Origin of the sequence: Cellulosimicrobium composti (genome assembly GCF_009711085.1) — a bacterium.
Taxonomy (GTDB): domain Bacteria; phylum Actinomycetota; class Actinomycetes; order Actinomycetales; family Cellulomonadaceae; genus Cellulosimicrobium; species Cellulosimicrobium composti.
This window is the reverse complement of record NZ_WMKA01000019.1, coordinates 28,493-49,218: the sequence shown is the minus strand read 5'-3', so window position 1 is coordinate 49,218 and position 20,726 is coordinate 28,493. Positions and strand designations below refer to the sequence as shown.

Genomic DNA, 20,726 nt, shown 5'->3' with positions numbered 1-20,726 from the left:
CCACGTCACCCCACGCGGCGGACGTGTTCTCCGACGTGCGCATTTTCGTGGAATGCCGAAGTGGGGAGAGACTGGGACCGTGACCCCTGCAGGTACCCCTCCCCTCCGCGTGGGCACGCGCGGCAGCGCCCTTGCGACCACCCAGACCGGGCACGTCGCCCGACGCCTCGAGGAGCTGACCGGCCGGGACGTCGAGATCGTGCGCATCCGCACCGACGGCGACGTCCTCACCGGGTCCCTCGCCCAGATGGGCGGCACGGGCGTGTTCGTGACCGCGCTGCGCGAGGCGCTCCTGGACGGCCGCTGCGACGTCGCCGTCCACTCGCTCAAGGACCTGCCCACCGGGCAGGCGCCGGGCCTGACCGTCGTCACGCCCGAGCGGGAGAACCCGCGCGACGTGCTGTGCGCGCGCCACGGGCTCACCGTCACGACGCTGCGCCGCGGCGCGCGCGTCGGCACCGGCTCGCCGCGGCGCGCCGCCCAGCTCCGCTCCGTGCGGCCGGACCTCGACGTCGTCGACATCCGCGGCAACGTCGACACGCGCCTCGCCCGCGCGCTCGGACCCGACGCCGACCTCGACGCCGTCGTGCTCGCGTACGCGGGCCTGGCGCGCCTCGACCGGCTCGACGTCGTCTCCGAGGTGATCGACACCGCGATCATGGCGCCCGCCGCCGGCCAGGGCGCTCTCGCCGTCGAGGTCCGCACGTCGTCGCTCGACGACCCCGTGCTCGCCCGCGCGCTGCGCGACCTCGACCACGAGCCGACGCGCCTCGCCGTCCTTGCCGAGCGGTCGCTGCTCGCCCGGCTCGAGGCCGGCTGTGCCGCGCCCGTCGGCGCGCACGCGCTGGTCGAGGAGGACGAGGTGGTGCTGACCGCCGTCGTCGCGCGCGTCGACGGCGCCGAGCAGCTCACGCACTCCGCCCGCGTCGCGCTGCCCGCGGGGACGGGCTCGCCCGCGGCCGCGCGCGCCGCCCGGGACGACGCCGCACGCGGGCTCGGCACGCGGGTCGCCGACGCCCTGCTCGCCGACGGCGCCGCACGCCTCGCCCCGCTGCGCGAGACCGGGCCCGAGGGCAGCCGCGAGGCCCGTGAGGCCCCCTCCGGCGCACCCACCTCGTCGTCCCGGGCGGTCGAGGCCGCCCGCGAGCAGCTGCGCGACGGCGGCTACCGCGGCGAGGCCAGATGACGCCCGGACCGATGCGCGACCCGTCGCGCGGCCCCGCCCCCGTCGTGCCGCCCCCGCCGGCGAGAACGGGGCGCCGCGACCGCGACGCCGCGTCCGACCGACCCGCGTCGGACGCCCGTGGCCCGCTCGCGGGTCGCGCCGTCCTCGTCCCGCGCTCGCCCGAGCGCGCGGCCGGGCTGGCCGCCGCGCTCCGCGACGCGGGCGCCCGCGTCCTCGTCAGCCCCGCGATCGAGCGCGCCCCCGTCGAGGACCGCGCGCCCGTCGACCACGCCGTCGCGCGCCTCGTGCACGGCGACTTCGCGTGGGTCGTCGTGACGAGCGTCAACGCGATCGACGAGCTCGTCGCGAGCGCCGCCCGCCAGGGCGTCGCCCTCGGCGACGCCGCCCGCCGGGCCCGCTGGGCCGCCGTCGGGCCCGCGACCCGCCGCGCCCTGGAGGCGGTCGGCATCGCCGTGGACCTCGAGCCCGACGAGAGCTCCGCCCGCGGCCTCGTCGCCGCCTTCGCAGCCCTCGCCTCCGACGGAAGCCCGAGCACCTCCGGCCGCCCCGCCGCCGGGGCCGACCCGACCGGCCTGGTGCTCATCCCGCAAGGGGACCTCGCCGCACCGACGATGCACGACGGCCTGCACGACCTCGGGTACGTGCCGCACGTCGTCACCGCCTACCGCACCGTCACGCACGCGCTCGCGCCGGAGGTCGTCGCAGCCTGGCGCGAGGGCGAGGTGGACGCCGTCGTGCTGACGTCGGGCAGCGTCGCGCGCGAGGTCGCGCGGCAGCTCGGCCCGCGCGACGACGTCGCGGGCGTCGCGATCGGCGACCCGACCGCCCGGGCGGCGCGCGAGGTCGGGCTGCGGCTCGACGTGGTCGCGGACCGCCCGACCGACGCCGCGCTCGCGACCGCGGTGCGCACCGCCCTCACCACCGTCCCGTCGGACGGTCACGCGCCCTCGACCGGGGGCGCCGACCCGAGCGACCAAGGAGACCCCTCGTGACCCACCAGCTCCCCGCCGGGCACCACCGGCCCCGCCGGCTGCGGACGAGCCCGCGCGTGCGGCGTCTCGTCAGCGAGACGCGCGTGCACGCGTCGGACCTCGTGCTCCCGCTGTTCGTCAAGGAGGGCCTCGACGCGCCGCGCCCCATCTCGTCGATGCCGGGCGTCGTGCAGCACACCGAGGCGACGCTCGCGGACGCCGTTCGCGACGCCGCGCGCGCCGGGGTGGGCGGCGTCATGCTGTTCGGCATCCCCGCCGAGCGCGACGCGACCGGCACGCAGGCGGACGCCGAGGACGGCATCCTGCAGCGCGGGATCCGGGTCGCGGTCGAGGCGGCGCGCGAGCACGCCGGCGGCGGGCCCGTCGTCATGGCCGACACGTGCCTCGACGAGTTCACCGACCACGGGCACTGCGGGGTGCTCACCACCGGGCGCGACGGCTCCGTCGTCGTCGACAACGACGCGACGCTCGACCGGTACGCGTCGATGGCCGTCGCGCAGGCACGCGCGGGCGCGGACGTCGTCGCGCCGTCCGGGATGATGGACGGCCAGGTCGGCGTGATCCGCGAGGCGCTCGACGCCGCCGGGTTCGACGACGTCGGCATCCTCGCGTACTCCGCGAAGTACGCGAGCGCGTTCTACGGGCCGTTCCGCGAGGCCGTGGACTCCGCGCTCCAGGGCGACCGCCGCACGTACCAGATGGACGCGGGCAACGCGCGCGAGGGGCTGCGCGAGGCGGACCTCGACCTCGCCGAGGGCGCGGACATGGTCATGGTGAAGCCCGCCGGGTCGTACCTGGACGTGCTCGCGGCGGTCGCGGAGATGTCGCCCGTGCCGGTCGCGGCGTACCAGGTGTCGGGCGAGTACGCGATGATCGAGGCCACCGCGGCGAACGGCTGGATCGACCGGCGCGCCGCCGTCACGGAGTCCGTCCTCGGCATCAAGCGTGCCGGCGCGGACGTGATCCTCACCTACTGGGCGACGGAGCTCGCGGGCTGGCTGGACGAGAACGACGGAAGGACGCGGGCATGACGGACACCGGAGGCTTCGGGACGGCGGAGGCCGTCCAGGCGGAGAACGCGGCGCTCTTCGGGGAGCCGGGCGGCGCGGACAACCACGCCGCGTTCGTGCGCGCGCAGGGCGTGCTCCCGGGCGGCGTGAGCTCGCCCGTGCGCGCCTACGGGTCCGTGGGCGGCGACCCGCGGTTCCTCGCCTCGGCGCGCGGCCCGTACGTGACCGACGTCGCGGGGCGCGAGTACGTCGACCTCGTGTGCTCGTGGGGCCCGGCCCTGCTCGGGCACGCGCACCCCGACGTCGTCGCCGCGGTCCAGGAGGCGGCGGCGCGCGGGCTGTCGTTCGGCGCGCCGACGCTCGGCGAGGTCGAGCTCGGCGAGGAGATCCGCCGCCGCGTGCCCGCCGCGGAGCGCGTGCGCCTCGTGTCGACGGGCACCGAGGCGACCATGACGGCGATCCGGCTCGCGCGCGGCGTGACCGGGCGGGACGTCGTCGTGAAGTTCGCCGGCTGCTACCACGGGCACGTGGACGCGCTGCTCGCCGAGGCGGGCTCCGGCGTCGCGACGCTCGCCCTGCCCGGCTCGGCCGGCGTCACGGAGGCGACGGCGGCGGAGACGCTCGTGCTCCCGTACAACGACCTCGCCGCGGTCGAGGCGGCGTTCGCGGAACGCGGCTCCGAGATCGCGGCCGTCATCACCGAGGCGTCGCCCGCGAACATGGGCGTCGTGCCGCCCGCGGAGGGCTTCAACGAGGGCCTGCGCCGCATCACGGCCGCGCACGGCGCACTGCTGATCCTCGACGAGGTGCTCACGGGCTTCCGCGTCGGGCCGAGCGGCTGGTGGGGCCTGGAGAACGCGACCCTGCGCGCGCAGGGCGCCGACGGGTACACGCCCGACCTGTTCACGTTCGGCAAGGTCGTGGGCGGCGGCATGCCGGTCGCGGCGGTCGGCGGACCGGCGACGGTCATGGACCAGCTCGCGCCGCTCGGACCCGTCTACCAGGCGGGCACGCTGTCCGGGAACCCGGTGGCCGTCGCGGCGGGCCTCGCGACGCTGCGCCTCGCCGACGAGGCGGTGTACGCGCGCGTCGACGAGGTGTCGGGCGTGCTGTCCTCGGCCGTGGGCTCCGCGCTCGACGCCGCGGGGGTCGCGCACCGCGTGCAGCGCGCGGGCTCGCTGTTCTCCGTGATGTTCGGCGAGCTCGCCGCGAGCGCGGGCGTGCGCGACTACGCGCAGGCCCAGGCGCAGGAGACGTTCCGCTACCGGGCGTTCTTCCACGCCATGCTCGACGCCGGGGTCAGCCTGCCGCCGTCGGTGTTCGAGGCGTGGTTCGTCTCGGCCGCGCACGACGACGACGCCGTCGCGCGCGTCCTCGACGCGTTCCCCGCGGCCGCCCGCGCCGCCGCGGAGGCGACGCCCGCCTGACCCGCGCCCGCGCCGCGACCCGCGCCTGCGCCGAGCACGGGGTTGGTGTCGTTATCCGGCGGATAGCGACACCAACCCCGTGCTCGGCCGCGCGGAACCCCGTGCTGGGCGGCGTGGGTGGCGGTCAGGAGGTCGCGGCGCGGCCGGCCCGTCGGCCGAGCGAGCGGATCTGGAAGCCGAACGCGACGAGCATGACGCCCCAGACGATCGCGAAGAGCGCGAGCAGCCAGACGATCGACACGAGGCCCGCGTTCACGTTGAACAGCACGAGCAGACCGAAGACGATGCCGAGCAGGCCGGCGACGACGCCCCACCCCCAGCCGCTGCCCGGCACCTTGCGCAGGTCGAGGCTCGCGACGGTCTGGAAGAGCCCGTAGACGACGGCCCAGAAGCCGACGATCCACGTGAGGACGATCGCCGTCTTGCCCGGCCACACGAGCAGCACGACGCCGACGGCGAGGCTGAGCACGCCCATCGTCACGAGGACGGCGGTGCCGTTGCCGGTGCCCCGGCGCCGGATGCCCTCGACGATCTCGACGACGCCGTCGACGACCGCGAAGATCCCGACGACCCAGATGATGACGGCCGCGGTCTTGTCCGGCCACGACAACGCGACGATGCCGAAGATGATGGCGAGCACGCCGCGGAGCACCGGCCAGTACCAGACCTGCCTCGCGGTGGCCGAGAACGCGGTGAGGATCGGGTCCTGCGTCGTCATGGTCACTCCCCGTGCCGAGGTGACGGGCCGGGCGCACCGGCCGCCCGGCGGCCCGTGGCGCCTCCCGCTTCGCCTCCATGGAACACCCGCAGGTCACGCGTGTCGCGGCGAGCCGCGCGCGGGGCCTGCGCGCCGGTGGTCTCAGGCCCCGGCGGGCCGTGGGGCGAGCGTCGGCGCGGGGGCGCGCCGGCGTCGTCCGGACCAGATCACGAGCACGGCGAGCGCGAGCACGCCGCCGAACGCGAGCACGGGGCCCGCGAAGAACGGGCCGATGCGCCGGTCGGCGACGACGGAGTACGTCGGCGTGTACGCGACGTCGGCGGCGGCGGGCGCGAAGACGAAGTCGGAGACGATCTCGGTGCCCGGCTCGGTGAACACCTGCTCGTGGGACGTGACGAAGCCGCCCGCCCGGAGCAGCGCGGCGAGCTCTGCGGACTCGACGGTCGCCGGGTCCACGCGACCCGCGAACCGCACCGTCGGCTCGTGCGCCTCGGCGGTCGGGTCGACGCGGTCCACGCGGTGGTCGGCGAGCACGTACGTGCGGGTGCTCTGCGTGCCGTCCGCGACGGCGGACATGCGCATCGGGTAGACGAGCGAGCCGCTGGGGAACGTGACGCGCAGCGGCTGGAGCGTCCCGTCGAACGTGGCGGCCTCCTCGGGTGCGAGGCGCGCGGCGACGAACGACCACCCGTCCTGCACGTAGGGCGCGAGCGCGGTCTGGATCGTCTCGGGGAGCTGGAAGCCGCGCTCGGTGAGCCACGCCCCGAGCGAGCCGGCGTCGCTCGCGCCGAGCGTCGTCACGTCGAGCGGCCCGAGGCGGACCGCGTCGAGCACCGCGACGCCGGCGGCACCCCCGGCGCCGTCGCTCCCGGAGCCGAACCCGAGCTCGGGCCACCACCGGTGGTCGGAGACGACGGCGCGCGGCGCGGTGAGGGCGTCGAGCTCGCGGAACACCTCGGGGTCGGCGAGCGCGACCTCCGCGGGCGCGGGCGTCGGCAGGATCAGCCCGACCTCCGGCGCGTTGGACAGCGCGTCGAGCTCGAGCAGCACGGTCTGCGTCGTGCCGTCCCACTGGAGGACGGCGGTCTCGCTCGAGACCGACGTGTCGTACGCGGGGCCGTCCACGAGGCCGCCGCACGCGCACGCCCCCGCGGGCGGCGCCGTGACGACGGTCCCTGCCGCGAGGGCGAGAGCGACCGCCGCCGCGCGCACCGCCCGTGGTGCTCGTGCTGCCCTGCCCATGCTTGGGAGGGTAGGAGCGCCCCGGGGGTGGCGCGCGCCGAGCGTCGAATCGTGATGGGCCCGTGACAGCACCGTGACCGGTCACCCGGCACGGGCCGTCGCGGGGAGGGTCAGGCGACGGCGGCGGAGACGCCGAGGTGGACGAGGACGCCGAAGACGACGGCCCACGCCGCGACCGCGGCGACACCCCAGACGAAGACGCGGGTGCGGGGCGCGCCGAACCCGACCATCGCGGCGGCGGTGACGTGGCTCGGCAGGAGCAGCGGCCCGAGCAGGCTGACGCCCGGGACGCCGTAGCGGTCGAACACGCGGCGCACGCGCTGCATCTTGGGAGTGGCGCTCTTGGTGCGGCCGCGCGTGACGCCCGCGCGTGCCGCGCCGGCGAGCCAGACGACGGCCGCGAGCGCGAGCGCGTTGCCGACGATCGCGACGGGGATGGAGATCCGCACGTCGAGCCCTGCGACGACGCCGAGGGCCGCCCCTCCCTCGGCCTCGACGTACGGGACGGCGCCGGCGACGAGCACGCCGACCCAGCGCAGGAAGGGCGGAAGTGCCTGGGTGAGCTCCTGGAGCCAGGAGACGATGTCGGTCATGGTGTGCCTCTCGTCGGTGGGATGCGTCCACACTCCCGCCGATGTCGCGGGTTCGGCAGTGCGCGGTGTCACCGGGTCGCGTGGGCACCTCACGCCCCGGCGGTGACACGTGTCATGGCGATGACCGCGCCGTGCCAGCCGGCAAGAGGTATACCCGAAGGGGGTATGCTTCAGGTACCCTGGTGGGGTATGGATGAGGCGGTCCCACCGCGGTGCGGACGCCGCGCCTGACGAGGAGGAGAGCATGACCGACATGACCGACGCTCCCGCCGTCGCGGTCGAGCACGCGGACCACGCGGGCCCGCACGGCTACGCGTCCGACAAGGAGGCGTACCTCAAGCGGATGCGCCGCATCGAGGGGCAGGTGCGCGGCATCGCCCGCATGATCGACGAGGACGTCTACTGCATCGACATCCTCACGCAGGTCTCCGCCGTCACGAAGGCGCTGCAGGCCGTGAGCATCGGCCTCGTCGAGGACCACCTGGGCCACTGCGTCGTCGACGCGGCCCGCCAGTCCGAGGAGGAGGGCGCGGCGAAGGTCAAGGAAGCCGCCGACGCCATCGCCCGCCTCGTCCGTAGCTGAACCCCCCATCCCCACCCGAGGAGCACCATGAGCACCGTCACCACCCTGGGCGTCACCGGCATGACCTGCGGCAACTGCGTCGCGCACGTCACGAAGGACCTCGAGGCCGTGCCCGGAGTCGAGAACGTGAGCGTCGAGCTGCGCGTCGGCGGCGCGTCCGAGGTCACGGTCTTCTCCGACGACCCGCTCGACGAGGCGGCGCTGCGCGAGGCGGTCGACGAGGCCGGCTACGAGGTCGCGTCGCTCGAGGTCCAGGAGGACGCCCTCGCCGCCCAGTACGCCGAGCAGGCCGCGGAGAAGCAGGAGGCGCACTCGTGCGCGTGCGGCTGCGGCACGGCCCCGTCCGAGGGGTCCGCGCCCGCCACGAAGACGTACGACCTCCAGGTCCCGCCCCGCGCCTGACACGATCCCCGGTCACGCCGCGCACCCGGCACGACCCCGCGACGCCCGTCCCGGCAGGACGAGCGCCACGACCACCGCCCGGGTGCCCGACGCCGGAGCCCGCCTCGCGCACGCGAGTCACCTCCGCCGTCGGGCACCCCGGAGCACCACCCCGCGGACCGCCCGCCGACCGTCGCCACCGCGACCCGGGCCCTCCGCGCCGCGTCCGCCCGCACCGACGGACGCCCCCGCCGCGACGCCCGCCACCCCGGGCCGCTGCCGGTGACCTCCACCCGAGCACCCGTCGAGGAGTCACGCCGATGACCGCCCAGCCCACGCCCACCCCGACCGCCTCCGGCCCCGCCGACGGCCGACCGTTCGCCGAGGTCGACCTCGCGATCGAGGGCATGACGTGCGCGTCGTGCGTGGCGCGCGTCGAGAAGCGGCTCAACCGCGTCGACGGCGCCACCGCCACCGTCAACCTCCCGCTCGAGAGCGCGCACGTCGTCCTCGCCGCCGACGTCAGCGACGCCGACCTCGTCGCCGCCGTCGAGAAGGCGGGCTACACCGCCCGCGTCACCACTCGCCGCACCCCGGTCGACCACGCCTCTCCCTCGGCGAACCAGGCCGGCACCCCGCCGAACCAGGCCTCTGCCTCCGCGGACCGGGCCCCTACCTCGGCGGACCGGGGCGAGCCGAACGACGAGGCGGTGGGGGCGGCGTCGGACGCGAAGGGCGGAGAAGCCGCGCTCGCGAACGGAGCGGACCCCCTCCCGGGCCCCGACCGCGGCACGGACCTGCGGCGACGGCTCCGCGTCGCGGCCGTCCTCACCGTCCCGGTCCTCGCGCTCTCGATGGTCCCGGCGCTGCAGCTCACCGGCTGGCAGTGGGTCGTCGCGGCGCTCGCGCTGCCGGTCGTGACGTGGGCCGCGTGGCCGTTCCACACGGCGGCGTTCCGCGCGGCGCGCCACGGTGCGTCGACGATGGACACGCTCGTGTCGCTCGGCGTCGTCGCGGCGACGCTGTGGTCGCTGTGGGCGCTGCTGCTCGGCGGTGCGGGCGAGCTGGGGATGCGGATGCAGCCGACGCTCGTCCCGTCGCGCGACGAGATGGGTCCGCCGGAGCTCTACTTCGAGGTCGCGGCGGTCGTCACGACGTTCCTGCTCGCGGGCCGGTACGCGGAGCACCGGTCGAAGCGCCGGGCGGGCGACGCGCTGCGCTCGCTCCTGGAGCTGGGCGCGAAGGACGCGGAGCGCGTGGTCCTGGGGCCGGACGGGGCGCCGCGCACCGGTCCGGACGGCACGCGGCTCACGGAGCGCGTCCCGGTCGCGGGCCTCGCGGTGGGTGACGTGTTCGTGGTGCGGCCGGGCGAGAAGGTCGCGACGGACGGCGTGGTGCTGGAGGGAGCGAGCGCTGTCGACACGTCGCTGCTCACGGGCGAGCCGGTGCCGGTGGACGTCGGCCCGGGCGACGACGTGACGGGCGCGACGGTCAACGCGTCGGGCGCGCTGCTGGTCCGCGCGACGCGCGTGGGCGAGGAGACGACTCTCGCGCAGATCGGGCGCCTCGTGACGCAGGCGCAGACGGGCAAGGCGCCGGTGCAGCGGCTCGCGGACCGCATCTCGGCGGTGTTCGTGCCGGTCGTGCTGGTGCTGGCGGTCGCGACGCTCGTGGGCTGGCTGCTCGCGGGGGCGGGGACGCAGTTCGCGTTCACGGCGGCCGTGGCGGTGCTCATCATCGCGTGCCCGTGCGCGCTGGGGCTCGCGACGCCGACGGCGCTGCTCGTCGGGACGGGGCGCGGGGCGCAGCTCGGCGTGCTCATCAAGGGGCCGGAGGTGCTCGAGTCGACGCGCCGCGTGGACACGGTCGTGCTCGACAAGACGGGCACGGTCACGCGGGGTGCGATGGCGCTCGAGGCGGTCGTGACGCCGTCGGGCCGCACCGCGCTCGCGGACCTCGCGGGCGACACCGCCGCGCTCGACGCCCTGCGCCACGCGGGGGCGGTCGAGGCGCTGAGCGAGCACCCGATCGCGCGCGCGGTGGCGGCAGCGGCGCGCGAGGTCTCCGCGCCGGTCGACGCGCAGGGCACGGAGCCCCGGGTCGGGGCGGACGGCGTCGTCGTCGGGTCGCTGCAGGCGCTCGACTTCCGCAGCGCGCCGGGCGGCGGGGTCGAGGCCGTCGTCCGCACGGCGCACTCGGGGCTGTCGCTCGGGACGGACGGCGGTGCAGGGCTCCACGCGCGGCGCGTGCTCGTGGGTCAGCCGTCGTGGCTCGCGCGCGAGGGCGTCGCACCGGACCCGGCGCTCGACGACGCGTTCGCCGCGGCGGAGTCGTCGGGCGCGAGCGCGGTCGTCGTCGCGTGGGGCGGCCGTGCGCGGGCGGTGCTCGTGCTGCGCGACCCGGTGAAGCCGACGTCGGCCGAGGCGGTGCGCGAGCTCCGCGGGCTCGGGCTGCGGCCCTACCTGCTCACGGGTGACGGCGAGGGCGCGGCCCGCGAGGCGGCGCGCGCCGTCGGGATCGCGGAGCAGGACGTGGTCGCGCGCGTGCTCCCGGACCAGAAGGTCGACGTCGTCGCGCGCCTCCAGCGCGAGGGGCGCGTCGTCGCGATGGTCGGGGACGGCGTGAACGACGCCGCGGCGCTCGCGACGGCGGACCTCGGGCTCGCGATGGGCACGGGGACGGACGTCGCGATCGAGGCGAGCGACCTCACGCTCGTGCGCGGCGACCTGCGTACCGCGGCGACGGCGATCCGGCTCTCGCGCCGGACCCTGCGGATCATCCAGCAGAACCTGTTCTGGGCGTTCGCGTACAACGTCGCGGCGATCCCGCTCGCGGCCGCGGGCCTGCTCAACCCGATGATCGCGGGCGCGGCGATGGCCGCGAGCTCGGTGATCGTCGTCGGGAACTCGCTGCGCCTGCGCCGCGCCGCCTGAGCCGACCCGCCCTTCCTCGGCGTCGAGCACGGGGTTGCTGTCGTTATCCGCGGGATAACGACAGCAACCCCGTGTTCGGCGGGAGGGAGTGGCGGTCAGCGGAAGCGGCGGCCCTCGTCGCGGCGGTAGGCGCCCACCGCGAGGGCGGCGAACAACACCGTCCAGCCGAGCAGGACGAACCACGCGCCCCCGTACGCCGGCTCGCCGGTGAGCGCCTGGACGAGCAGGTCGCGGCCGGCTCGCGTCGGGGTGGCCATCGAGATCGTGTTCAGCCAGTCCGGGAAGAGGAACGGCGGGAGGAACAGGCCGCCGGCGAACGCGAGCGGGAACAGGATCACCTGCACCACCGGCAGCGCGGCCTTCGCCGACAGCGAGTACCCGATCGCCATGCCGAGCAGGACGAAGGGCACGGACACCAGCAGGACCGTCCCGACGCCCGCGAGGAGCTGGCCCCACGTGACGCTCGCGTCGGTGAACAGCCACGCGATGAGGACGAGCGGCACGAGCCCGAACAGCGAGAACACGCCGCCGTTGAGCACGCGCGCGGCCATGCGCGGCGCGGGCCCCGCGGGGAGCGTGCGCACGAACGGGTCGAACGGCAGCTGGCGGTCCTCCGCGACGCCGAGCCCGTACGTGAACAGGCTCGCCGAGCAGATCGCGAACAGGCCGAGCGACGCCACGGCCATGGTCGCCGCGAGCGGGTCCTGCGCGACCTCCTTCTGCGGCACGACGAAGAAGAACATCGCGAGCGCCGGGAACAGGAGGTTGCCCAGCACGGCGACGGGTACGCGGACCGTCTCCAGGAACTGGTACTTCAGGTGCAGCCACGTCATCCGCAGCGGGCCGGGCAGCGCCGCGGCGGGCGCGCGGGGGGTCGTCGTGGTCATCGTGCCGATGCCTCCGTCGTCGGGGCCGCGCCGCGCGCGACCATCTGCTCGAACGCCTCCTCGAGGCTCGCGCCCCGGATCTCGAGGTCGTGGAAGTCGACGCCCGACGTGACGAGCTCGCGCACGAGCGCGTCGGCGTCGGGCGTGTAGAGCTCCTGGCGGCCGTCGCCGAGGCGGTCGGCCCGCACGACGCCGGGGCGGTCGCTCAGGTCGGCGGGCGACCCGACGACGACGCGCCGCAGCGACACGCGCCGCAGGATCGCGTCGAGCGAGTCGTCGGCCTTGACCACGCCCTGGTCGATGACGACGACCCGCTGCGCGAGCGCCTGCACCTCCTCGAGGTAGTGGCTCGTCAGCAGCACCGTCCCGCCGCCCGCGTGGTACGCGCGGATCGCGTCCCACAGCGCCTGGCGCGCGCTCACGTCGAGCCCGGTGGTCGGCTCGTCGAGCAGCACGACGCGCGGGCGCCCGACGAGCGAGAGCGCGACCGCGAGGCGGCGCTTCTGCCCGCCGGACATCGCCCCGGTCTGGCGCCGGGCGAGGTCGGCGAGGCCGAACTGGTCGAGCAGCTCGCCGGTCGGGACCGGGTTCGGGTAGTGCCCGCCGACGAAGTCGACGACCTCGCGCACCTTGAGCGTCGCGGGCAGGCCGGTCTCCTGCGGCGTGAGGCCGAGGCCGACGCGGCTGCGCGCGTCGCGCGGGTCGCCGCCGAGCAGCCGGACCGTCCCGGCGTCGGGACGGCGCTGCCCGCTCACGAGGGACAGCAGGGTGGACTTCCCGGCACCGTTCGGGCCGAGGAGGCCGACGAGCTCGCCCGCCCCGACGCGCAGGGACACGTCGTCGAGCGCGACGACCTGCCCGAAGCGGCGGGTCACGTGGTCGACGGCGACGACCGGGCGGGCGGCGTCCGCGTCCGGAGGCGCGGTCTCGGGCCGGGCGGCCCGGGTGGGGCTCGTGCGCTGGGCGCTCATGCTCCAGCTCCTCTCAGGAGGGTGTTCAGTGCGGCCGTGTAGTCCTCGAACGCCGCGCGGCCGCGGGTCGTGAGGGCGAGGTAGGTCGCCGGCGTGCGACCCTCGTGCGTCTTGGTGACGGTGACGTAGCCCGCGTCCTCGAGCTTGCGCAGGTGGGTGGAGAGGTTCCCCGCCGTCATCCCCAGCAGCTTCTGGAGCTTGGGGAAGGACAGCTCGTCCCCGCTCCCGAGAGCCGCGAGCGTCGCGACGACGCGCAGGCGCGCGGGGGCGTGGATGACGGGGTCGAGCTCGGTCTCAGGCATCGACGGCTCCCGTCCGCCCGGCGAGCGCGGGCCCGTCGGCGAGCCGACGACGGCGCAGGCGCAGGAGGTGCTCGATCCCCGCCATGACGAGGAACCCGCCGCCGCCCGCGAGCGCCATGACGAGGTACGTGTACGGCAGGCCCGCGAAGGTCGCGGCGCCGGCGGTGACGAGCATCCACACCCCGAGGACGAACAGCCCGCGGGAGTCGAACGCGACGGCGCAGCCGAGGTACAGGAGGCCCACGACGATGCTCGCCAGCGCGTTGCTCGCGAGCGCCATGACCTCCGGGGACGCGCCCGCGCGGGCGAGCCCGCCGAGGACGAACCCGTAGCACGCGAAGCCGAGCATCCACGACCACCCGTACATCGCGCCGGTCCGGGCGCTGACGCCCCGGGTGCCGGCGGTCCGCGCGACGGTGTGGACGATGGTGAGCACGGTCGCGGCCACGATGAGGCTGAAGAAGACCCAGAACGCCCACGGCTCCGGCTGGGCCCCGACGACCTGGCCGGCCCCGGAGCGGAGCCGCACGACGTCGGCGCCGTCGGCGATGCGCACCGCGCTCACCCACAGGCACAGGTAGCCGACGAGCCAGGCGACGCCCCACGCGAGGCACAGCAGCCGCGTGTCCGGCTCGGTCGCGTCGCGCGCCTGGTCCTGCTGCTCGCGGATCAGGCGGAGCGTCTCGGCGACGTCGAGCGCGCGCTCGTCCGGCTCGTCCGTCCCGGTGCGGGGGGCGTCGGCGTCGTCGGTCGTCATGGGAACCTCTCGGTGGTGTCGAAAACTACTCTGCGTTGCAAACCTGTTTGTAGGGTGACACGCGAGCGCGCCATCGCACAACCCCCTTTCCCGACGTCGGCCTCACCCGCGCGTGCAGCACACCGCGCACATCCCTGCGCGGCGACAGCGTCGCGGTGACGCACGCTCGCGCCGCGACGCGATAATGTGATATCACATTGCTATACACCCGACGCGCCCCGCGCCGCAGGAGAGGACGAGACCGTGACCGAGAGCGCAGCACCCCCGCAGGAGTCCGTCGGAGGCGAGCCGACCGGCCGTCCGGTCGGTCACGACGGCACGCGCGTCGACATCGTGGAGCGCCCTGCCTGGTCGCTCGGTGCCGGCGGCGCTGCGGCCGTCATCGCCCTGAGCGTCCTGCTGCTCGCCGGTGGTGCCGCGTCCGTCGTGGCCGCCGCGGCGGAGGTCGGGCCGGCCGGTCCGCTCGTCACGCTCGGCGTGCTGCTCTTCCTCCTGGGCGTGCTCGTGCCCACCGGGGTCGCCGTGATCAACCCGGGCGAGACCGTCGTCGTCCAGTTCTTCGGCCGCTACCTCGGCACCGTGCGCACCACGGGGCTCGTCGCGACCGTGCCGCTCAGCACGCGCCGCCGCGTGTCCGTGCGCGTGCGCAACTTCGAGACGAGCGAGCTCAAGGTCAACGACGCCGACGGCAACCCGATCAACATCGCCGCGATCGTCGTCTGGCAGGTCGCGGACACGGCGAAGGCGAGCTTCGCGGTCGAGGACTACACGGACTTCGTCCGCGTCCAGGCGGAGTCGGCGCTGCGCCACGTCGCGATGTCCCACCCGTACGACGACGCGGAGGCGGGCGAGCAGTCGCTGCGCGGCGCGACGGAGGTCGTGTCGGCGGAGATCGCCGCCGAGGTCGCGGCGCGCGTCGTCGTCGCGGGCGTCGAGGTCATCGAGGCGCGCATCTCCAACCTCGCGTACGCCCCCGAGATCGCCCAGGCGATGCTCCAGCGCCAGCAGGCGGGCGCGATCATCGCCGCGCGCTCGCGCATCGTCGAGGGTGCGGTGTCGATGGTCGAGGACGCGCTCGCGCGCCTCGAGGCCGAGGACGTCGTCACGCTCGACGACGAGCGCCGCGCCACGATGGTCTCGAACCTCCTCGTCGTGCTCTGCGGGGACAGCCGCGTGACGCCCGTCGTCAACACGGGGTCCCTGTACCAGTGACCGCCGCCGGGCCCACGCCGCCCGACGAGCGTGACGCACCCGGCGACGGCGAGCAGCCGTCGCCGGGCCGCGGCGTGCCCACCGCTGGGAACGCGCCCGGGGGCGAGGCGACCGCGCAGGGCGAGCGGCCGGCGTCGGGCGAGCGGCCGGCCGCGGGCACGGGCCGCGCGCAGCGACCGCAGCGCAAGTCGGTGCTCCTGCGCCTCGACCCCGCGGTGCACGACGCCCTCGCCCGCTGGGCCGGCGACGACCTGCGCAGCGTCAACGCGCAGATCGAGATGCTGCTGCGCCGCGCGCTCGACGACGCCGGCCGCCTCCCCCGCGACGTCCGCCCGCCCCGCCGCCCGGGCCGCCCGCCCCGCACCTGACCTCTCCCGCCGAACACGGGGTTGCTGTCGCCATCGGGCCGAGAACGACAGCAATCCCGTGCTCGCCGGCGAGGAGGCTCGTGCTCGGCGAACAGCCGACGTCCAGGCGGCGTCGAGGCCGCTCCCGGGGTGCGGTGCTATAACCGGACGGTGCCCGACCTGACCGCTCCCGGCTCCCCGGCCGCACCCGGCCCGACGACCGCCGCGCCCGGCTCGACCGCCGCCCCCGCGCGCGCCGCCGACGCCACCGATGTCACGCCCGCGCGCCCCGACCGCGCGACCCGGCGACGCATCGGCGCGGAGATCTGGATCGTGCTCGGGCTGAGCCTGGGCAAGTCGGCCGTCTACGCGATCATCAACATCGTCGCGCGGCTCACCGCCGGGACGCCGCTGCGCGACCAGTCGGCGAGCCTCAACGTCAGCCAGTCCGCGCGCCCCTACCTCGACCTCACGTACCAGCTCGTCGGGATCTTCTTCGCGGTGCTGCCCGTCGCGCTCGCGCTGTACCTGCTCAGCGCGCGCGGGCGCTCGGCCGTCCGCGCGATCGGGCTCGACGGGTCACGCCCCCTCAGGGACGTGGGGTGGGGCTTCGCGCTCGCCGCGGCCATCGGCATCCCGGGCCTCGGGTTCTACCTCCTGGGCCGCACCCTCGGCATCACGGTCGACGTCCAGGCCTCCGCGCTCAACGCCGCGTGGTGGACGGTGCCCGTGCTGATCCTCGCAGCGCTGCAGAACGGCCTGCTCGAGGAGGTCGTCGCGGTCGGCTACCTGTTCGAGCGCACGCGCGACCTCGGCTGGGGCCGCGTGAAGTTCGTCGTGTGGAGCTCGCTCCTGCGCGGGTCGTACCACCTGTACCAGGGGTTCGGGCCGTTCCTCGGGAACGTCGTCATGGGCGTCGTGTTCTCGTGGTTCTACACGTCCCGCTGGGAACGGCACCGCGTCATGCCGCTCGTCGTCGCGCACACGCTGCTCGACGTCGTCGCGTTCGTCGGGTACGCCCTGCTCCCCCTGGAGTGGAAGCAGTCCCTCGGCCTCGCGTGACCCCGCCCGGGCCGTCACCGGCCCGGGCGGGACCGGTCAGGCGCCGCGCAGGGCGCGCAGCTCCTCGCGGCGCTCGGCCTGGAGCACCGGGTCCGGGACGGGCAGCGACGCGAGCAGCCGGCGCGTGTACTCCCCGCGCGGGTCGCCCAGCACCTCCGCACCCGTCCCCTCCTCGACGAGCCGGCCCCGGTAGAGCACCGCGATGCGGTCGGCCAGCAGGTCCACGACGGCGAGGTCGTGCGAGACGAACAGGCTCGCGAACCCGAGCTCGCGCTGGAGCTCGGCGAACAGCTCGAGCACGCGCGCCTGCACGGAGACGTCGAGCGCGGACGTCGGCTCGTCGGCCACGAGCAGCTCCGGGTCGAGCGCGAGCGCCCGGGCGAGCGACGCGCGCTGGCGCTGCCCGCCGGAGAGCTCGTGCGGGAACCGGTCGCCGTACGAACGCGGGAGCTGGACGGCCTCCAGGAGCTCGTCGACCCGGCCGCGCGCCGCCTGGGGCGACTCCGCGCGCCCGTGCACGACGAGCGGCTCGGCGACGCAGTCGGCGATCGTGAGCAGCGGGTTGAAGCTCGTCGCGGGGTCCTGGAACACGAAGCCGATGCGCGGGCGCACGGGGCGCAGGTCGCGCTCCTTGACGCCGTTCATCTCGACGCCGAGCACGCGCAGCGACCCGCCCGTGACCTTGGTGAGGCCGGCGACCGCGCGCGCGAACGTCGTCTTGCCCGAGCCGGACTCGCCCACGAGGCCGAGCACCTCGCCGGGGCGGATCGTCAGCGACACGTCGTCGACGGCGGTGAACCCCGGGCGGCGCAGGCGGCCCGGGTACGTGACGGTCAGCCCCTGCGCCGCGACGACGGGCTCGGCGTCCGCCCAGCCGTCCGCGCGGACCGACGCGCGGGCCACGGCGCGCGCGGTCCCCTCGCCGATGCGCGGCACGGACTCCAGCAGCGCCTTCGTGTACGCGGCCTGCGGCGCGGCGAACAGCTCGCGCGCGGTCGCCTGCTCCACGACCTTGCCCTGGTACATGACCGCGACGCGGTCGGCGAGGTCCGCGACGACGCCCATGTTGTGCGTGATGAGCACGATCGCGGTGCCGAACTCGTCGCGGCACCGGCGCAGGAGGTCGAGGATCTCCGCCTGCACGGTGACGTCGAGGGCCGTCGTCGGCTCGTCCGCGACGATGAGGCCCGGGTCGAGCACGAGCGCCATCGCGATGACGATGCGCTGCTTCTGCCCGCCGGAGAACTGGTGCGGGTAGTGGTCGACGCGCGTCTCCGGGTCGGGGATGCCGACGCGCCGCAGCACGTCGACCGCGCGCCGGCGCGCCTCGCGCCGCGACACCTTCCCGTGCGCCCGGATGCCCTCCATGATCTGCCAGCCCACCGTGTACACGGGGTTGAGCGCGGCGGACGGCTCCTGGAACACCATCGCCACGTCGGTGCCCCGCACCTGGCGCAGCCGCTCGCCCGCGAGCGAGACGACGTCGTGCTCCGCGGTCCCGGCCTTGTTCGTCAGCACGACGGCGCCGCGCGCCGTCGCGGTCGACGGCAGCAGGCCGAGGATCGTCTTGGCGGTCACGGACTTGCCGGAGCCGGACTCGCCGACGACGGCGAGCACCTCGCCCGGCGCGACCTCCAGGTCGACGCCGTCGACCGCCCGGACCGAGCCGGCGTCGGTCGCGAACGACACCGCGAGGTCGCGGATCGTCACGACGGGGCGCGCGGCAGCGGCCGCGCGGGTCGTCTCGTCCGTCACGGCGCTCATCGCCGGTCCTCCGTCTCGTCGTGCGGTGCGCCGTCGCGCGGGTCGTCCGCGGACCCGGACGGCCGGCCGTCGAGCCCGACGGCGTCGGGGTCGGGCAGGGCGGGAGCGGCGGCGAGCTCGTCGGAGCGCGAGCCCGCGCCCTCGATCGCGTCGAGCCCGCCCGGGCCGGCGGTCAGCGTGCCGCCGGGGACGACCGACGTCTCCGCGACCTCGCCCGACACCTCGGCCGCGGCGCGCCGCGAGCGCAGGCGCGGGTCGGCGAGGTCGTTGAGGCTCTCCCCGACGAGCGTGATGCCGAGGACGACGAGCACGATCGCGAGGCCCGGGAAGAGCGCCGTCCACCAGATGCCGCTCGTCACGTCGGACACGGCCTTGTTGAGGTCGTAGCCCCACTCCGCGGCCGCCGTCGGCTCGATGCCGAACCCGAGGAAGCCGAGACCGGCGAGCGTGAGGATCGCCTCGGACGCGTTGAGCGTGACGATGAGCGGGAGGGTGCGGGTCGAGTTCCGCAGGACGTGGCGGAACATGATGCGCCGGTGCGGCGTGCCGAGCACGCGCGCCGAGTCGACGAACGCCTCGCCCTTGATCCGCACGACCTCCGCGCGCGTGACGCGGAAGTACTGCGGCACGAACACCACGGTGATGGACAGCGCGGCGGCGAGGATGCCGCCCCACATGCTCGACTGGCCGCCGGAGATGACGATCGCCATGAGGATCGCGAGGAGCAGGGACGGGAACGCGTAGATCGCGTCGCACAGCACGACGAGGAGGCGGTCGGCCCACCCGCCGACGTACCCGGACACGAGCCCGAGCAGCACGCCGAGGACGATCGACGCGAGGATCGCGACGACGATGACGAGCAGCGCCGTCTGCGCGCCCCAGATGACGCGCGACAGCACGTCATAGCCGCCGAAGGTCGTGCCGAGCAGGTGCTCGGCCGACGGCGGCTGCTGGGCGCCGAACGGCCCGTCCGCCGAGCGGAGCTGGCTGTAGCCGTAGGGCGCGAGCACGGGCGCGAGCGCCGCGGTGAGCAGGAAGATCCCCGTGATGACGAGGCCCGCGACGAGCATGCCGCGCTGCAGGCCCACGCTCTGGCGGAGCTGGTGCACGACGGGCAGGCGCTTCCACCACGCGACGCGACCGCGCTCGGGGACGACGACGGGGCCGGGGCTCCCGGTGCCCGGACCGGCCGGGACGACGGTCTCCGCGACCATGTCAGTACCTCACCCTCGGGTCGATGAGCGCCGCGATGATGTCGACGAGGAAGTTGGTCACCGCGACGATCACGGCCATGAGCACGACGATCCCCTGCACGGCGACGAAGTCGCGCGCCTGGAGGTACTCGGCGAGCTGGAACCCGAGGCCCTTCCACTCGAAGGTCGTCTCGGTGAGAACGGCGCCCGCGAGGAGCATCGCGACCTGGAGCCCGATGACGGTGATGATCGGGATGAGCGCGGGGCGCCACGCGTGGGCGCGCACGAGGCGCGACTCGCGCACGCCGCGCGAGCGCGCCGCGACGACGTAGTCGGTGGAGAGCGTGCCGATGACGTTGGTGCGCACGAGGCGCAGGAACACGCCCGCGGTGAGCAGGCCGAGCGCGAGCGCGGGGAGCACGGCGTGCTCCAGGACGTCCCCGACGATCGCGGGGTCGCCCGTGCGGATCGCGTCGACCAGGTAGAAGCCCGTGGAGTCGTCGAGGAACTGCAGCTCGATCTCCGCGTCGGTCGACGCACGCCCGGACACGGGCAGCCAGCCGAGCCAGACCGAGAAGACGAGCTTGAGCATGAGACCGGCGAAGAAGACGGGCGTCGCGTACGCGAGGATCGCGGAGATGCGCAGCATCGCGTCGGGCACGCGGTCGCGCAGGTAGCCGGCGAGCATGCCCAGGGGGATGCCGACGACGAACGCGACGAGCAGCGCGTACGTCGCGAGCTCGAGCGTCGCGGCCCCGTACGTGGCGAGCACCTCGGTCACGGGCCGGTTGTCGCTGATCGTCGTGCCGAAGTCGCCGCGCACGATGCCGCCGAGGTACTCGAGGTACTGCACGAGGACCGGGCGGTCGTAGCCGGCCTCGTGGATGCGCTCGGCGAGCTGGTCGGGCGTGAGGCGGCCGCCGAGCGCGGCGGTGATCGGGTCGCCCGTGGCGCGCATGACCACGAAGACCGTGGTCACGAGGATGAAGACGGTGGGGAGGATGAGGAGCGCGCGGACCAGGACGTAGCTCCCGAGCCCGCCGCCGCCCCCGCGGCGCCGTCGTGGGCGGGGGGTCGCCGAGGCCGGGTCGGCCCCGGTGCTCTCGCCGACCGGCGTGCCGGTGGTGGTGGTCGTCATGTCGTCTCTTCGTCAGGTGCCCGGGCGC

General features: G+C 75.4%; 20 protein-coding genes. 10 read left to right on the top strand and 10 right to left on the bottom strand.

The genetic code is table 11. The features are described from left to right. The first annotated feature begins 52 nt into the window (after positions 1–52). From hemC to hemL, 4 genes are read left to right on the top strand one after another with little or no spacing between them, the layout of a single operon-like run. Positions 53–1,186: a hydroxymethylbilane synthase gene (gene hemC / locus GJV82_RS10020; protein WP_155099120.1), complete on the top strand. Its 1,134-nt coding sequence runs from the start codon at positions 53–55 to the stop codon at positions 1,184–1,186. Next, positions 1,183–2,178: a uroporphyrinogen-III synthase gene (locus tag GJV82_RS10015; RefSeq protein ID WP_155099119.1), complete on the top strand. Its 996-nt coding sequence runs from the start codon at positions 1,183–1,185 to the stop codon at positions 2,176–2,178. Before hemC ends, GJV82_RS10015 begins: the two co-directional genes overlap by 4 nt. Further along, entirely contained in the window at positions 2,175–3,209 is a 1,035-nt protein-coding gene (gene hemB, locus GJV82_RS10010; RefSeq protein ID WP_115941701.1) for a porphobilinogen synthase, read from the top strand. Before GJV82_RS10015 ends, hemB begins: the two co-directional genes overlap by 4 nt. Further along, positions 3,206–4,615: a glutamate-1-semialdehyde 2,1-aminomutase gene (gene hemL, locus GJV82_RS10005; protein ID WP_155099118.1), complete on the top strand. Its 1,410-nt coding sequence runs from the start codon at positions 3,206–3,208 to the stop codon at positions 4,613–4,615. The genes hemB and hemL overlap by 4 nt, the downstream gene beginning before the upstream one ends. Positions 4,616–4,739: 124 nt before the next feature. On the opposite strand, the gene GJV82_RS10000 is transcribed toward hemL, so the two are convergent. The 3 genes from GJV82_RS10000 to GJV82_RS09990 all read right to left on the bottom strand — a co-directional run bounded on the left by GJV82_RS10000 (position 4,740) and on the right by GJV82_RS09990 (position 7,168). Beyond that, the gene (locus GJV82_RS10000) at positions 4,740–5,333 is read right to left on the bottom strand and encodes an HdeD family acid-resistance protein (RefSeq protein ID WP_155099117.1); all 594 of its coding nucleotides are present in this window, start codon (positions 5,331–5,333) and stop codon (positions 4,740–4,742) included. Between the two features lie 141 nt (positions 5,334–5,474). After that, positions 5,475–6,575 (bottom strand): DUF2330 domain-containing protein, encoded by a 1,101-nt coding sequence (locus tag GJV82_RS09995; protein ID WP_155099116.1) that lies wholly within the window; start codon positions 6,573–6,575, stop codon positions 5,475–5,477. Between the two features lie 110 nt (positions 6,576–6,685). After that, positions 6,686–7,168, bottom strand: coding sequence for a hypothetical protein (locus tag GJV82_RS09990; protein ID WP_155099115.1), 483 nt, complete (start codon positions 7,166–7,168; stop codon positions 6,686–6,688). 244 nt (positions 7,169–7,412) lie between these two features. On the opposite strand from GJV82_RS09990, the gene GJV82_RS09985 reads away from it, so the two are divergent. From GJV82_RS09985 to GJV82_RS09975, 3 genes are all read left to right on the top strand, one after another. Further along, a complete protein-coding gene (locus GJV82_RS09985) occupies positions 7,413–7,751 on the top strand; it encodes a metal-sensitive transcriptional regulator (protein ID WP_155099114.1) in 339 nt (112 codons plus the stop codon). 27 nt (positions 7,752–7,778) lie between these two features. Continuing rightward, complete coding sequence (locus GJV82_RS09980) at positions 7,779–8,153, top strand: heavy-metal-associated domain-containing protein (protein ID WP_155099113.1); 375 nt, start codon at positions 7,779–7,781, stop codon at positions 8,151–8,153. A gap of 299 nt (positions 8,154–8,452) precedes the next feature. After that, entirely contained in the window at positions 8,453–11,065 is a 2,613-nt protein-coding gene (locus GJV82_RS09975; RefSeq protein WP_196217219.1) for a heavy metal translocating P-type ATPase, read from the top strand. Between the two features lie 95 nt (positions 11,066–11,160). On the opposite strand, the gene GJV82_RS09970 is transcribed toward GJV82_RS09975, so the two are convergent. The 4 genes from GJV82_RS09970 to GJV82_RS09955 are packed head-to-tail and all read right to left on the bottom strand — an operon-like array spanning position 11,161 to position 13,982. Then, a complete protein-coding gene (locus tag GJV82_RS09970) occupies positions 11,161–11,952 on the bottom strand; it encodes an ABC transporter permease (RefSeq protein WP_155099112.1) in 792 nt (263 codons plus the stop codon). Continuing rightward, complete coding sequence (locus GJV82_RS09965; RefSeq protein WP_155099111.1) at positions 11,949–12,923, bottom strand: ABC transporter ATP-binding protein; 975 nt, start codon at positions 12,921–12,923, stop codon at positions 11,949–11,951. The genes GJV82_RS09970 and GJV82_RS09965 overlap by 4 nt, the downstream gene beginning before the upstream one ends. Beyond that, entirely contained in the window at positions 12,920–13,225 is a 306-nt protein-coding gene (locus GJV82_RS09960) for a transcriptional regulator (protein ID WP_024839901.1), read from the bottom strand. Before GJV82_RS09960 ends, GJV82_RS09965 begins: the two co-directional genes overlap by 4 nt. After that, the gene (locus tag GJV82_RS09955; RefSeq protein WP_051471499.1) at positions 13,218–13,982 is read right to left on the bottom strand and encodes a hypothetical protein; all 765 of its coding nucleotides are present in this window, start codon (positions 13,980–13,982) and stop codon (positions 13,218–13,220) included. The genes GJV82_RS09960 and GJV82_RS09955 overlap by 8 nt, the downstream gene beginning before the upstream one ends. 243 nt (positions 13,983–14,225) lie before the next feature. On the opposite strand from GJV82_RS09955, the gene GJV82_RS09950 reads away from it, so the two are divergent. From GJV82_RS09950 to GJV82_RS09940, 3 genes are all read left to right on the top strand, one after another. After that, positions 14,226–15,194 (top strand): SPFH domain-containing protein, encoded by a 969-nt coding sequence (locus tag GJV82_RS09950; RefSeq protein WP_318657489.1) that lies wholly within the window; start codon positions 14,226–14,228, stop codon positions 15,192–15,194. Continuing rightward, positions 15,191–15,562 carry an AT hook motif protein gene (locus GJV82_RS09945; RefSeq protein ID WP_155099110.1) on the top strand — a complete coding sequence of 124 codons (372 nt, stop codon included), beginning with the start codon at positions 15,191–15,193 and terminating at the stop codon, positions 15,560–15,562. Before GJV82_RS09950 ends, GJV82_RS09945 begins: the two co-directional genes overlap by 4 nt. A 291-nt stretch (positions 15,563–15,853) precedes the next feature. Beyond that, on the top strand, positions 15,854–16,603 hold the full coding sequence (locus GJV82_RS09940) for a CPBP family intramembrane glutamic endopeptidase (protein WP_318657493.1): 750 nt from the start codon (positions 15,854–15,856) through the stop codon (positions 16,601–16,603). Between the two features lie 36 nt (positions 16,604–16,639). Here GJV82_RS09940 and GJV82_RS09935 read toward each other — a convergent pair whose 3' ends face one another. From GJV82_RS09935 to GJV82_RS09925, 3 genes are all read right to left on the bottom strand, one after another. Continuing rightward, the gene (locus tag GJV82_RS09935; RefSeq protein WP_155099109.1) at positions 16,640–18,367 is read right to left on the bottom strand and encodes a dipeptide ABC transporter ATP-binding protein; all 1,728 of its coding nucleotides are present in this window, start codon (positions 18,365–18,367) and stop codon (positions 16,640–16,642) included. Next, positions 18,364–19,437 carry an ABC transporter permease gene (locus GJV82_RS09930; protein ID WP_225873252.1) on the bottom strand — a complete coding sequence of 358 codons (1,074 nt, stop codon included), beginning with the start codon at positions 19,435–19,437 and terminating at the stop codon, positions 18,364–18,366. The genes GJV82_RS09935 and GJV82_RS09930 overlap by 4 nt, the downstream gene beginning before the upstream one ends. A gap of 145 nt (positions 19,438–19,582) precedes the next feature. Then, a complete protein-coding gene (locus GJV82_RS09925; protein ID WP_115941691.1) occupies positions 19,583–20,698 on the bottom strand; it encodes an ABC transporter permease in 1,116 nt (371 codons plus the stop codon). Between the last annotated feature and the right edge of the window lie 28 nt (positions 20,699–20,726).